The sequence below is a fragment of the Bradyrhizobium sp. NBAIM01 genome (assembly GCF_020194115.1).
In the GTDB taxonomy this organism is placed as follows: Bacteria; Pseudomonadota; Alphaproteobacteria; order Rhizobiales; family Xanthobacteraceae; genus Bradyrhizobium; species Bradyrhizobium yuanmingense.
The window spans coordinates 108,686-122,308 of record NZ_JADYVU010000017.1 but is presented as its reverse complement, the minus strand read 5'-3'; the positions used below and the strand labels follow the sequence as shown (position 1 = coordinate 122,308).

General features: G+C 64.2%; 7 protein-coding genes and 1 tRNA gene. 7 read left to right on the top strand and 1 reads right to left on the bottom strand.

The genetic code is table 11. The annotated features are described in order from the left end of the window. Window positions 1-33: 33 nt before the first annotated feature. The 3 genes from serA to I6F31_RS32445 all read left to right on the top strand — a co-directional run bounded on the left by serA (window position 34) and on the right by I6F31_RS32445 (window position 5,330). On the top strand, window positions 34-1,623 hold the full coding sequence (gene serA / locus I6F31_RS32455) for a phosphoglycerate dehydrogenase (protein ID WP_036030940.1): 1,590 nt from the start codon (window positions 34-36) through the stop codon (window positions 1,621-1,623). Between the two features lie 355 nt (window positions 1,624-1,978). Then, window positions 1,979-3,151 carry an acetyl-CoA C-acyltransferase gene (locus I6F31_RS32450; protein ID WP_057027707.1) on the top strand — a complete coding sequence of 391 codons (1,173 nt, stop codon included), beginning with the start codon at window positions 1,979-1,981 and terminating at the stop codon, window positions 3,149-3,151. A 205-nt stretch (window positions 3,152-3,356) separates the two neighbouring features. Beyond that, window positions 3,357-5,330, top strand: coding sequence for a methyl-accepting chemotaxis protein (locus tag I6F31_RS32445; RefSeq protein ID WP_225186764.1), 1,974 nt, complete (start codon window positions 3,357-3,359; stop codon window positions 5,328-5,330). A gap of 134 nt (window positions 5,331-5,464) precedes the next feature. Here the strand turns inward: I6F31_RS32445 and I6F31_RS32440 are convergent, their stop codons facing one another. Further along, window positions 5,465-8,791 carry a PAS domain S-box protein gene (locus tag I6F31_RS32440; RefSeq protein WP_225186763.1) on the bottom strand — a complete coding sequence of 1,109 codons (3,327 nt, stop codon included), beginning with the start codon at window positions 8,789-8,791 and terminating at the stop codon, window positions 5,465-5,467. 726 nt (window positions 8,792-9,517) lie between these two features. Here I6F31_RS32440 and I6F31_RS32435 point away from each other — a divergent pair. From I6F31_RS32435 to I6F31_RS32420, 4 genes are all read left to right on the top strand, one after another. Continuing rightward, complete coding sequence (locus tag I6F31_RS32435) at window positions 9,518-9,952, top strand: phasin (protein ID WP_109145285.1); 435 nt, start codon at window positions 9,518-9,520, stop codon at window positions 9,950-9,952. Window positions 9,953-10,410: 458 nt separating this feature from the next. Continuing rightward, window positions 10,411-10,487 (top strand) — tRNA-His (locus tag I6F31_RS32430). A gap of 1,410 nt (window positions 10,488-11,897) precedes the next feature. After that, a complete protein-coding gene (locus I6F31_RS32425) occupies window positions 11,898-12,455 on the top strand; it encodes a DUF262 domain-containing protein (RefSeq protein WP_225186762.1) in 558 nt (185 codons plus the stop codon). A 138-nt stretch (window positions 12,456-12,593) separates the two neighbouring features. Beyond that, window positions 12,594-13,616, top strand: coding sequence for a hypothetical protein (locus I6F31_RS32420; RefSeq protein WP_225186761.1), 1,023 nt, complete (start codon window positions 12,594-12,596; stop codon window positions 13,614-13,616). The last annotated feature ends 7 nt before the right edge of the window (window positions 13,617-13,623 follow it).

The following is a 13,623-nucleotide window of genomic DNA, read 5'->3' as shown; positions in this document are numbered from 1 at the left end:
CCCCTCCAGGGGAGGGTGTGAAGGACAAATCCCATGACCAAACCCAAAGTTCTCATTTCCGACGCGCTCTCGCCCGCTGCCGTGCAGATCTTCAGGGATCGCGGCGTCGAGGTCGACTTCCAGCCCAATCTCGGCAAGGACAAGGACAAGCTGGCCGAGATCATCGGCAATTACGACGGCCTTGCGATCCGCTCCGCGACCAAGGCGACCGCCAAGATCCTCGAGAAGGCGGCCAGGCTGAAGGTGATCGGCCGCGCCGGCATCGGCGTCGACAATGTCGAGATCCCGGCCGCGACGGCCAAGGGCATCATCGTGATGAACACGCCGTTCGGCAATTCGATCACGACCGCCGAGCACGCCATCACCCTGATGCTCGCGCTCGCCCGCGAGATCCCGCAGGCCGATGCCTCGACGCAGGCCGGCAAGTGGGAGAAGAACCGCTTCATGGGCGTGGAGATCACCGGCAAGGTGCTGGGCGTCGTCGGCTGCGGCAATATCGGCTCGATCGTCGCCGACCGCGCGCTCGGCCTGCGCATGAAGGTGATCGCGTTCGACCCGTTCCTGTCGCCGGAGCGCGCCAAGGACATCGGCGTCGAGAAGGTCGATCTCGACGATCTGCTCAGGCGCGCCGACTTCATCACGCTGCACACGCCGCTGACCGAGAAGACCAAGAACATCATCGACGCGGCCGCGATCGCCAAGATGAAGAAGGGCGTGCGCCTGATCAATTGCGCCCGCGGCGGTCTCGTCGACGAGCAGGCGGTGGTCGATGCGCTCAACGCCAAGCACATTGCCGGCGCCGCCTTCGACGTCTTCGTCGAGGAGCCCGCGACCAAGAGCGTGCTGTTCGGCCATCCCAACGTGATCTGCACGCCGCATCTCGGCGCCTCCACAACCGAGGCTCAGGAGAACGTCGCGCTGCAGGTTGCCGAGCAGATGTCGGATTACCTGCTCACCGGCGCGATCTCGAACGCGGTCAACTTCCCCTCGATCACGGCGGAAGAAGCGCCGAAGCTGAAACCGTTCATCGCGCTCGCCGAGAAGCTCGGCTCGTTCGCCGGCCAGCTCACCGAGAGCGGCATCCTCAAGGTCGAGATCACCTATGAGGGCCACGTCGCCGAGATGAAGATCAAGGCGATCACCTCCGCGGTGCTGTCGGGCCTGCTGCGGCCCATGCTGGGCGAGGTCAACGTCGTGTCCGCGCCGGTCGTCGCCAAGGAGCGCGGCATGGTGGTGGACGAGATCGTCCGCGCCGCCCAGAGCGACTATGAGAGCCTGATCACCGTCACGGTCACCACCGAGCGGCAGGAGCGGTCGGTCTCGGGCACCGTCTACGCCGACGGCAAGCCGCGCCTCGTCGACATCAAGGGCATCCGCGTCGACGCCGAGTTCGGCAAGTCGATGATCTACGTCACCAACGAGGACAAGCCGGGCTTCATCGGCAAGTTCGCGGGGCTTCTGGGCGACGCCAAGATCAACATCGCGACCTTCCATCTCGGCCGGGTCGCTCCGGGCAGCGATGCCATTGCGCTGGTCGAGGTCGACGGTGTGGTGCCGGCCGACGTGCTCGCCAAGGTGCAGGCCCTGCCGCAGGTCAAGCAGGCCAAGGCGCTGACGTTCTGAGCGGCTCCCACCGGCGTCATGGCCGGGCATAGCTGTCCGAAGGACGGCGTCGCTTCCGCTCGCCTATGACCCGGCCATCCACGTCTTGCCGCTCGGCGCGAAGAACGTGGATGCCCGGGCCTTCGCCGCGCCGAAGCGGCTTCGGCCGCGCAGGCGGGACAAGCCCGGGCATGACGTGTGGATAGAGCGGGCGCGCACGCCCCGGAATGACGATCATCATATCATATATTCCGACACGCGGAACAACGCCGTCTCCATCGCCGGAGGCGGCGTTTTCATTTTCCCCACCCCCAATCTTTGTGTACCAATGGCGTCAGGACGCTCCGTTCCAAATCGTTCGACAAGGGAGAAAACAATGCGTGAAGCCGTCATCGTTTCCTATGCGCGCACGGGCCTGGCGAAATCCGGCCGCGGCGGGTTCAACATCACGCCGCCGATGTCGCTCGCGGCCCACGCCATTCATCACGCGGTGGACCGCGCCGGCGTCGAGAAGGACTATGTCGAGGACTGCTATCTCGGCAATTGCGCCCATGGCGCACCGAACATCGGCCGCCAGGCCGCGCTGCTCGCGGGGCTGCCGAAGACCACCGCCGGCGTGTCGGTGAACCGCTTCTGCTCGTCGGGCCTGCAGACCATCGCGATGGCCGCCAACTCGATCCGCTCCGACGGCGCCGATTGCATCGTCGCCGGCGGCGTCGAGAGCATCTCGATTCCCGGCGGCGGCACGCCGAAGGAATCGGTCGATCCGGAACTGCTCAAGGTCGCCCCCGACATCTTCATGGCGATGATCGACACCGCCGATATCGTCGCCGAGCGCTACAAGCTCAGCCGTGAATATCAGGACGAGTTCTCGCTGGAATCGCAGCGCCGCATGGCCGCGGCCCAGCAGGCGAACAAGTTCAAGGACGAGATCGTCCCGATGAAGACCAAGATGAAGGTCGTCGACAAGCAGACCAAGGCCGAGTCGATCGTGGACTACACCGTCGATCGCGACGAATGCAATCGCCCCGAAACGACGATGGAAGGATTGGCAAAGCTCGAGCCGGTGAAGGGCCCGGGCAAGTTCGTCACCGCCGGCAATGCCAGCCAGCTCTCCGACGGCGCCGCCGCGGTGGTGCTGATGGAAGCCAAGGACGCCGAGAAGCGCGGCCTCAAGCCGCTCGGCCGCTTCGTCGCCTGGGCCACCGCCGGCTGCGAGCCGGACGAGATGGGCATCGGCCCGGTGTTCGCGATTCCGAAGCTGCTCAAGCGCACCGGCCTCAAGATCGACGACATCGATCTGTGGGAGCTCAACGAGGCCTTCGCCAGCCAGTGCCTGTATTGCCGCGACCAGCTCGGCATCGATCCCGCCAAGTACAACGTCAACGGCGGCTCGATCGCGATCGGCCATCCCTTCGGCATGACCGGCGCCCGTCTCACCGGCCACCTCTTGCAGGAAGGCGCCCGCCGCAAGGCCAAGTGGGGCGTCGTGACGATGTGCATCGGCGGCGGCCAGGGCGGCGCCGGCCTGTTCGAGATCTATAGCTGAGCCGATCCAACCACGGCTTGAACGTTGCAAACACGGCGCCGCTGGGCGTCGTGTTTCATTTTCTGGAACCTACTTGTGCACGCAACCGTGCACAGAAGCGAGCATTGTGACAAATACACGTATTCGTACGTGCCCGCAAATTAACGGAAGTTTTTACGCTTTATCGCCTCATCAAGCGTATCGATCACCAGCGGGTTCTCGTTAGATGCGGCTCCTCTCCCTGCGACTCACTCACAAGATCACCGCGATCGGCGTCATTGGCGTCATCGGCGTCGTCCTGATCGGCGGCATTCACCTCTACGGCGAGCGGAGGATGGGCGTCTATCGCGACGCGGCCGAGGATGCGCGCACCGTGTTCGAGCTGAACAACAGGATCGCGGTCGAGCTGCTCGAGGCGCGCCGCGCCGAGAAGGATTTTCTGCTGCGCAGCGATCCGGCCAGGGCGCAGCGACAGGTCGAGATCGGCCGGCAGGTGGCCCTCGACATCGAGACGCTCCGCGGCAAGATCGCAGCGCTCGGCCAGCCCGAGCTGGCGCACAAGATCGACGCGATGAATGCGTCGCTGAAGACCTATCAGGCCCGCTTCGCCGCGGTGGTCGAGGAACGGCAGCGGCTCGGCCTCGACGAGAAGTCCGGGCTCGAAGGCCGCCTGCGCGCTTCCGTCCACGGTATCGAGAGCCAGGTCGACCAGTTCCAGAATTCCGAGCTCAAGGTGATCATGCTGATGATGCGCCGGCATGAGAAGGATTTCATGCTGCGTCGGAACGCCAGATATGGCGAGGAGATGAAGAAGCGCGCGTCCGAATTTGCCGCAGGCCTCGACGCGGCAGCCATTGCCGACGGCGCCAAGGCCGAGCTGCGCCAGAAGCTCGCCGACTATCAGCGCGACTTCTCCGCCTGGATGGAGACCGCGCTGAAGCTGGCGGCTGAATCGAAGGCGATGTCCGAGGCCTTCGCGTCGGTCGAGCCGGTGATCGAGCAGGTTTCGACGTCGGTCGACCGCATCCGCGCCCATGCCGACCGTCTCAACGAGGCCGAGCGCACCAGCATCCAGTTCTGGATTGCAGTGGCGATCGCGCTGATTGCGACGAGCGTGCTCGGCCTCGGCATCTTCATCGGACGTTCGGTCTCGAGGCCTTTGACCGCGATGCGCGCGGCGATGATCGAGCTTGCCAACGGCAATTTCGCCATCGTTCTTCCCGGCCTCGGCCGGCCCGACGAGATCGGCGAGATCGCGCAAGCCGTCGAGACGTTCAAGATCAACGCCGAGCGGAAGGCGCAGGAGGAGGCCGAAGAGAAGATCAGGCAGGACAAGCTCGCCGCCGAGCGCCGCCGCGCCGACATGATCAGGATGGCGGACGATTTCGAAGGGGCGATCGGCGAGATCGTCGAGACCGTGTCGTCGGCGGCCAATGAGCTCGAGGCGTCGGCGACGTCGCTGACCACGACCGCCAGCCGCTCGACCGAGCTTGCCACGCTGGTCGAGGCGGCGTCCGAGGAAGCGGCGACCAACGTGCAGTCGGTGGCGTCCGCCGCCGAGGAGCTGACCGCCTCCGTCAACGAGATCAGCCGCCAGGTGCAGGCCTCCGCGCGCATGGCGGGCGAGGCCGTCACCCAGGCCGGGCAGACCAATGACCGCGTCAGCGAATTGTCCAAGGCGGCCGCGCGCATCGGCGACGTGGTCGAGCTCATCAACGCCATCGCCGGCCAGACCAATCTGCTCGCGCTGAACGCCACCATCGAGGCCGCGCGCGCGGGCGAGGCCGGACGCGGCTTTGCCGTGGTGGCCTCGGAAGTGAAGGCGCTGGCCGAGCAGACCGCGAAGGCGACCGGCGACATCGGTCAGCAGATCTCGAGCATCCAGGTCGCGACGCAAGATTCCGTCGGTGCGATCAAGACCATCGGCGGCACCATCGAGCGCCTGTCCGAAATCTCCTCCACCATCGCGGCCGCGGTGGAAGAGCAGGGCGCCGCGACCAGCGAGATCTCGCGCAACGTCCAAAGCGCCGCCGCCGGCACCACGCAGGTCAGCGCCAACATCTCCAGCGTGCGCCAGGGCGCGACCGAGACGGGATCTGCCTCCTCGCAGGTGCTGTCCGCGGCGCAATCGCTGTCGAACGACAGCAGCCGGCTGAAGATCGAGGTGAGCAGGTTCCTGGAGACGGTGCGGGCGGCGTGAGCCCCCGCCGTCGTTCCGGGGCGTCGCGAAGCGACGAGCCCGGAATCCATTGCACCACCATTGATGCGGATCGATGGATTCCGGGCTCGCGCCAAGAGGCGCGCCCCGGAATGACGACTTGAGCGTGCCGCGCCCTACGCCCCCGCCAGCGCTGGCGCGAGCACCACCTCGATCAGCGTGCCGTGGCCGGCGCTCTTGATGTTGAACCGGGCGCGGTTGGCTTCGACCAGCGCTTTGGTCAGCGACAGGCTCAGCGCCGAGCTGTCGGCGGCATCGCCCGGCGGCGGCGTGCGGAACGGCTCCATCGCGGCGGCGACTTCGCGCTCGGAAAGGCCATGGCCGGTGTCGCGGATGCGAAGCGCGATCTCGCCGCGATCGGTCAGCGCGGTCGAGACGATGACCTGGCCGCCGGCGCTGGCGAGCCGGATCGAGTTCGAGATCAGGTTCATGGTGATCTGCCGCATCGCGCGCGCATCGACGCTCACCTGCGGCAGCGCATGGGCGAGCGAGGTGCGGATGATGATGCGCTCGCGGTTGGCCTGCGGCTGCATCACCGTCACGCAGGCTTCGACCAGGTCGTTGAGGTTCAAATTCGCGAAATTCAGATCGAGCTTGCCAGTCTCGATCCGTGACAGCTCCAGGAGGTCGTCGATGATGGCGATGACGCGCTCGCCGGAAGCGCGGATGTCCTTCATGTATTCGCCGTAGCGCTCGTTGCCGAGCGCGCCGAAGCGCTCGGAGATCATCACCTCGGCAAAGCCGATGATGGCGTTGAGCGGCGTGCGGATCTCGTGGCTGATCCGCGCCAGCATGTCGGCCTTGGCGTTGGCTGCGCCGTCGACGAGGCGGCGGGCCTTCGTCAATTCGCTCTCGCCCTTCTTGGCGTGCGAGAGATCGCGGAACACGGCGAAGAAGTTCGGCCCGTCGGGGCGGGTGCGGCCCATGATCATCGCGAGCGGAATGACGCCGCCCTTCTTCTCGCGGCCCAGCACCTCGCGGCCGTGATCGAGCAGGCTGGAGATGTCCTGGCTCTTCAGGCTTTCCAGATAATCCGCGACGATCTGCTGGCTCTCGGGGGCGAACAGCGTCAGCAAATTCTGCTGCAGCAGCGCCTCGCCGTCATAGCCGAACAGCGCCTCCGCGCTGCGGTTGCAGGCGTGGATGTTGCCTTCGGCGTCGAACATCACGATGCCCTCGGCCGTGGTGTCGAGGATGGCGGCGAGATCCTCGGCATCGGCATCGCCGGCCGCGGGCTCCGCGTCCGCGGCGTCAGGCTCTGCGGCCACCACGGTCTCTGCGACAGCAGCCGCCGCGATCGGCGCCGCCTGCGGCAGCGCGCAGATCAGTGCATGCGCGCTGTCGCCGTCCCACTCGATGGTGTGCAGATGCGCTTCCGTCGCGGCCGGCGGCGCTTCGCCATTTGGGGCCGTCGCGCTGATCGTGACGGGCGTGCCGCCTTGCGTGGTGCTGCTGGCCGCCGACACGCCCGGCTCGACATAGAGCGCATCCAGCCCGCCGGCATGCTCCAGCGCGTTCAGGCCGTCATAGCCGATGCGCGCAAGGAAGGCGGGATTGGCGTAGAGCAGGCGGTCGAGCCGGTAGATCAGGATGCCCGTCGGCAACAGGTCGAGCAGCGTGCGGTCGCGCGCGCTCATCCCGCGCGGCGGCGGTGCGGGCTCGGTCAGCCATTCGGCGGCGGCCTGCGGCGGCTCCGGCTCCGGTGCTTCGGCGCTGGTCTCCGCCACTGGTCCGGCCGCGTCGGTCGTGATGGTCTCGCGCTCGCGTTCGAGCCGCTCGGACAATTGCCGCGCGAGCTCGTTGAACGCGCTGTTCTCGACCGGCGTCAACGTCGGCGGCCGCGTATCGCCGGCGACGCGGAACGGCACGACATTGGGAGGCGTTTCCACGGGCGTGTCCAGTTCGGTTGGGTGTGAAGTCTCGCTTGTGGGCTCTGGCAGGTCGGGTTCGGCTTGCGGTTCAGGCTCGGCTTGCGGCTCAGGCTCGGATGGCGCGATCGGCGGTGCCTCTGCTTCGCCCTCCGCCTCAGCTTCCGCCGCCGCTTCAGGCTCGGGCTCCGCATCGAACGCGACGGCCTCAGTGGAGCGATCCTGTGCCGGCGGCTCGACCAGCAGCTCGAAGCGCCTGAGCGCCTCGAGCCGGTTGAGCGCGTCGAGATCGCGGCAGACGCCGAAGCCGCGGAAGCCGGCGAATTCACGGTTGCGGTCGTAGACCGGCAGGCCCGCGAGCTCGACCGGAATGTGCTCGCCGCCGTCGGCCGGCCAGTTCACTGTGATGCCGGCCCAGGTATCCTTGCTTTCGAGCGCCTTCGCCACGCGGCCCTCGGGATCGAGCGAGAATTCCTCGGCGATCTCGCGCCAGGGGCGGCCGAAGCCGGCGGCCGTGTGCGTGCCCATCAGGCGGATGAAGTCATCGGAGCCGAGCACAAAGCGGCCCTCTTCATCCATCTGCCAGAGGAAGCGCAGCGGATGCTGACGCGGTGCGGGCGGCTCTTGGTGGCTAGAAGAGTCCTGGCCCGAAGTCGGCTCGACCATGCCCGCATTGATCGGCGCGGGCTGCGGCGACACAATGGCTTGCGGCTGGTTTTCAACCGGAGTTTTGGCCGCCGCGGGGACGACCGGCTCCGGCGTCGGCGCAATCGTCTCGGCGGGCGGTTCGGCCGGCTCAGTGAATGCGTCGAACAGCGCAATCGCAGACGGTGCCTCGTCTGGCGCAGGCTGTGCGTCCTCCGGCACCGCGGCCGGAGGCTGCGCGGGCGTGACGTCGGGCGCGGCCTCGTGCGCCGCCGTGGAGGCGGCCGGCTCGATCAGCGCGACCAGGCCGATATCGGCGCCGCTGCCGACCCGCTGCAGAACCATCTGGCCGATGCCGATCGGCGTCGCAGCGCGGCCGGTTGCCAGCGCATCGCTGCGGGCGCGGTCGAGCCCGGCCTCGAGCAGATCGCGGAAGCCGAGCAGGGGGCGCGCGGCCTCGCTCGCGCCGACGAACAGCCCGTCCGGCGCGAACGCCGCCATCGGCACCTTCGCGCCGGCGACCAGCCGATGCAGCCGCTCGACCAGCGGCATGGTGCGCAGTGTCGGGTCCATCGCGATGACCAGCACCGCATGGCCGCCGTCGGCAAAGTCGAGCCGCGCGCAAGCACAGGTCATCAGCGCCCCTAACCGGGCGCCGAAGCCGCGCAGCCGCTGCAGCCGCATTGCGCCGTTCGCCGGCAGCTGGGGGGCGAGCCTGACGATTTGGCGGCGATGGCTGTCGGCGGGGCCGAACACCTTGTCCGCAAGGCCGGCGCTGTTGGCCGCGCCGAACAGCTTTGCGCCGACCGGATTGGCCCACAGCACGCGCGCGCCGTCGGTCGACCATAGCCAGGCCGGCAGGGCAGAGGTCGCATGCACGGCCAGCCGCGGATCGCCCACCCCTCGCAACTGGAAATCCGAACGCGTCATCAGGCCGGCTGCATCTCACGCTTCACGAGTGGCGGCTGCCGGGAATGACAGCCTTAAGAAAGGGTTAGTATCGCCCGGAAGGCGCGACCAGGTCCACGGCCCAACGCCCGCAAGCGTCCCCCAAGCGGCGATAACCTTAATCCCGCCAACCCCGCAAGCCGAGCCGACGTTGCATCCAAGGGATTCAAGGCGTGGGCGCTTGCGAAGAGACGCACCCGCGCGGCATCTCAGGTCCCCATCCTCCCCTAGAGGGGTCCGGGACGAGCGAAGCTCGCCCGTAGATCGGTTCGCACGCAGCGAAGCGGAGAGCGAACCGAGGTGGGGTGACAGTCTCTCCCCACAGGCGGTCCCCGAGCAGAGAGATCACCCCACCCGGCTCGCGCTGCGCGCGATCGACCTACGGGCGAGCTACGCTCGTCCCGGACCCCTCGAGGGGAGGGTAAGAGCGCGTGGGTTGCCGGGCGCATCCCACTACCTCAACCCCCGGTTCCCCCGCCTGGGAACCTCATCCTCCCCGAGATTAAATTTCGCATCGCACCCCTCTGCCGCGTTGCGATGCACAATGTTGACATGATAGGCAGCCATAATTCTGGCGCTGGGCGAGCCATCACCTTTGTTTCGCGTTTCCAGTCTTCGTACCCGCTCAATGCGCAGGGCCCATGGTCGGGGCCGGCGGGCGCGCCAGAAAGGCTCACTCCATTTTTTCAATTAGCGTGAGGGACCAACATGACAGGTGCGACTGATCCGTTTTCTGCCTCGATCATCCCGTTCGAGGTTCCCGAGCAGGTGCGTGCGTTCGCCGAGAAGGGCGCGGCGCAGGCCCGCGAGAACTACGCCAAGTTCAAGGACGCCGCCGAGACCCACAACGGCACCGTCGAGGCCGTGTTCACCTGCGCTTCCAAGGGCGCGAGCGAGTACACCGCCAAGCTGGTCGAGTTCATGAAGGCCAATTCGAGCGCCCAGCTCGACTTCGCCCAGCAGCTGTTCGGCGCCAAGTCACCGACTGAAGCGATGGAGCTGTGGACCGGCCACGCCCGCAAGCAGCTCGAGACCTACCAAGCCCAGGCCAAGGAGCTGGTCGAGCTCACCCAGCGCGTCGCCAACGAGACCGCCGAGCCGATCAAAGCCAGCGCCTCGAAGTACTATCCGTCCGCCGCCTGAGCGGAGCGGTTCGGTGTGAGATGCGAAACCCGGGCCCGAAAGGCCCGGGTTTTTTCTTCGCCTCTCCCGCTTCCCCATGCGGAATCCAAGAATGGTCGTCATGCCCGGGGCTTGTCCCGCCTGCGCGGCCGAAGCCGCTTCGGCGCGGCGAAGGCCCGGGCATCCACGTTCTTGGTGCCGCGGGCATAAGCCGTGGATAGCCGGGACAAGCCCGGCCATGACGATGTGGAGGCGAAGCGCCATAACCGCGTCATATGCGGCCGCGCTAGCGGCACAGGGGAGCGCAACACTCCGAGCCCGCCACCCCGCCCGATTTCCCCGCACCGACGATGATTTCACCCGGTTTTTCACCCCATTGCGGCCTTGCCAAACCGGGCCGTTGCACCTAGTTTCCGCCCCGTCCAGCCCCCTCAGGCATCAAGCCTTTTCAGGCAGCCCAAGGCGCGGCTCGCAAGGATGCAGTTGTAGCTCAGTTGGTTAGAGCGCCTGTCTGTGGAACAGGAGGTCGGTGGTTCGAGCCCACCCAACTGTACCAAAAGAATCAAGTATTTACAGATGAACATCACCGCTGACGGACTATTGTAGCTACCAGATAGCTACCACGAGAGAAGGAAACGGAGTCGCCTCGGCGATCGTCCCGGATCTGCCAGTTAATCGAACTCAACTTTTCTCGAGTGATGACACCAGTGCCCTCTCAGGGCTGAAACAGGGGTTCGATTCCCTAGGGAGCGCCACACGACGCATCTCCCGTCCGCCAATTTTTTCGGCGCGCGGCGTTTCTAAGAGCCTCCAATCGGAGGCAAAAAATTGAAAATACCAAATATTCCCGCCATTTCGCAGCATGGCTATGGTACGCTCTGTCTGGATCATCCGGCTCGGAGCATGGCCCTGAACCCCAAAGCGTACAACAAAACGTCCAACAATCCGTCCAACAGCGGGGTAAGTCATGCCTGGCTTTCTCACCCGCCGTGACGGCATATGGCACTTTGTGCGCAGGGTCCCCGCAGAGTTCTCCCACTATGACAAACGGCGCATCGTTCGTCAGTCCACAAAGGTCCGGGTCGCAAAGGACCGAACGGGACGGCAAGCATTTCGGGTCGCTGAGAGACTCAACAGTGAACTCGAGGCCTTTCGGGCGCAGATCGCCGGAAAGATTGATTTGGCAGCGCCCGGCCATGATCAAGCGCGCCACTGGGCGCGAAGTCTGCACGTCGCCATCCAACTCGATGAAATAGGCGAGCAATACTAGCGCCCTTTCTACGGCGCTCGATGAGCGTCAAGCTCGGCTGCTCATTTGTGACCATTAGGCTGTCCTCGTTAACCGGTCGATTATGGTCGACCGCAGGCGAGAGGACGAGCTAGTCTTCCCGTTCAATATCAAGCTTTGCCGGCAATTCCACGGTTCAAATCGTGCCAGAGTTTCCACGAAGGTCGCGAACATATTCTTTCTAGATACGAATTTTAGGGTGGCGCTCCATCGAACATTGGCGTTCAGTGTCTCCACGGAATACGGGCTAGCCATTCCTTCGGTGAAGGTGATGAGGACTGTCGAACGCAGCCATTCCGACGAGATGCCGGTGAGATTCTCATTTTTCCCGCGCCGCACGCGACGATCGAATATGCGACGCGGTGGCGCCCAGGATACATTGCGCCCCGTCCGAGTGGCGTCGAAGTGAAGCTTCCTACGCCGATGTTAAAACCGATCGATGGGCTGTTCTTTCCGTCGACCTATCGACGATGTCTGCGCGTCGCGAGGATCTGCTTTTGCGGTATTGGGGTGGTCGTAATGGGCAGGCTCTCGATAGGAAGGCGGGGCCATCAACCAACGCTTTCCTTGATAGTCTAAAGACGCAGAATGTCTGGTCATCGTAGGACTTGAACAACGCGAGGCTGGAGGTCCACAATGTGGGGTTGAATGACAACCCACGGGAGGAGAACCGGGCAGGTGAGCTATAAGCCGAGTTCGTTGTTTAGGCTAATTGAGGAACTCAACCGCAGCATTTTCTTGCCGCACATCCAGCGCCCTTTTGTTTGGGAAGAGGATCAGATGCTGCGGCTGTTCGATAGCCTGATGCGCAATTACCCGATTCAGACATTTTTATTTTGGCGTACCAAGGACGAGATCAAGGCGCGCAAATTCATGGAGCGCGTCGAATGGGATGCGGACCTCAGCGATTTTTACGATCCTGGCAAAAGCAAGAAGGACGTAGAGAAGGTCTTTGTGCTCGACGGGCAGCAGCGTCTTCAAACGCTCTACGCGCCTTTTTGCGGCGCAATCACTTCCGCCGATAATCGTAGGGCAGAAGCATATTTCGATATCACGACCGGGATCGTCCCGGATGACCGGGGCTTGTTGCACCGCGTCCAGTTTTCGGCGGAGCCGCTCCAGCTTCCCTGGTACCGCATCGCCGACGCGATAAGCCGCGATGGACAACGAAATTCCGAGGAGGTAGCCGACCGCATCAATTCCTCCATGGACAATCTGAATGCCACGGCCCGCTAGACAAGCGGGAGGCGTCTCCGCAAGCCAAGGAGCGGGAGAAACGTGTGCGTCGGAATTCCGGCCAGTTGCTATCGCTGCTCCGGGAGGAAAAGCACTTCTGGATTCAGGAGCTCGATGGCGTCGCGAACGAATATCCGTATGACAGGATTCTCGACATCTTTGTCCGGGTCGGGCGGCACCAAGCTGGATGCGTCTGACCTCATGTTCGCAGCCATGAAGGAGGCGTGGTCCGACGTCGAAGAGGTCATCGAACAGACAACCGAAATGTTGAATGGCACCAATCTGCAATTCGACAAGACCTTCCCATTGAAGTGCCTGCTCGTGGCTCACGGCCGGGGCGCGGAAGCATCCCCCGAAAAATTCACGGGTCCGGATGGCGATGGGTTGATGTCCGCCATCAATACGAATTGGGCAAGGGCGGAGCAGGCCTTCCAGGAATTGCGGGATTTGCTCCAGAACGACCTAAAGATTTATGCTGTCAAGGTCATACGAAGCTATAACAGCTTCATCCCCTTGTTCGACTTCCTCTATCATAACCCCAAACCCAACGAGGCGGCCCGCACGCTCCTGAAGGCCTATCACTACAAGGCGCAGTTGTTCGGCTGGTACTCTCAAGGCACGGACACCGTCGTGAACGCGCTCCACACGATCGTTGGCAAGCCGAGCCCCGGCGGATTCCCGATGACGGAGATCAAGGACTATTTCAAGAAGCGCCGCTCGGCGACAGAGCTGACGCGCGCGCATATGAATGAAACGCGGTTGCGCTTTATCCTTCTGAACCAGGTCTACGTCGACCAGATGGGCGCGTCTCCTTTCGATGTAAAATTCAAGGGCAACGATCCTCATGTCGATCATATCTATCCGCAGAGCATGCTGCGATCGAAACTGGGTTTCTTAAGCGCGGATATCAATCATCTGGGCAATCTAAGATTTATGGGGGCGACGGACAACATCCGCAAACGGGCTGAGCTGCCTGCCGAGTATTTCGCCCGTATGAAAGCGGGAGGGATGGACGTCACCAAACATCTTCTCTTGCCCGAGTATCCTAGGGACCCGGCGAAACTCGCGTTCGACAATGCGTCATATAAGGAATTCCGCGACCTTCGCTTTGAGCGGATGTGGGATATCTTGTCTTCAACAACGAATTCTGAAGTCACGTAACAAGCAA